This is a genomic window from Vibrio genomosp. F10 str. ZF-129 (assembly GCF_000287055.2).
Taxonomy (GTDB): Bacteria; Pseudomonadota; Gammaproteobacteria; order Enterobacterales; family Vibrionaceae; genus Vibrio.
Genome location: NZ_AJYQ02000123.1, coordinates 1 through 406 on the forward strand (window position 1 = coordinate 1; position 406 = coordinate 406).

The 406-nt window shown below is 49.5% G+C and carries 2 tRNA genes; both read left to right on the top strand.

Annotation, left to right across the window (positions count from 1 at the left end):
* The first annotated feature begins 67 nt into the window (after nt 1-67).
* A tRNA-Gly gene (locus A1QO_RS16145) sits at nt 68-143 on the top strand.
* Nucleotides 144-241: 98 nt separating this feature from the next.
* A tRNA-Leu gene (locus tag A1QO_RS16150) sits at nt 242-328 on the top strand.
* Nucleotides 329-406 lie beyond the last annotated feature (78 nt).

The following is a 406-nucleotide window of genomic DNA, read 5'->3' on the forward strand; positions in this document are numbered from 1 at the left end:
CGGTTCAAGTCCGGCCCGGGGCACCATCTATTTAAGTCTATAGTTTGCGTAAGCATCTTATAGCAACGCGATACTAGCTCAGTTGGTAGAGCGCAACCTTGCCAAGGTTGAGGTCATCGGTTCGAACCCGATGTATCGCTCCAAATTTAGATTCATAGCGTAATTCGCTGTCAATCATAAGATGGTGTCTAACCCACTCGAAAGAGTGCGATTATTAGAAGCATCGCAACAAGTTTTGCGTGCCCTGGTGGTGGAATTGGTAGACACAAGGGATTTAAAATCCCTCGGCGTTCGCGCTGTGCCGGTTCAAGTCCGGCCCGGGGCACCATCTAATAGAACGTTACGCCTTACGGTGTTTCGATAGAAAAACGGTAAAGGCGTGTTGGCAGAGTGGCTATGCAGCGGA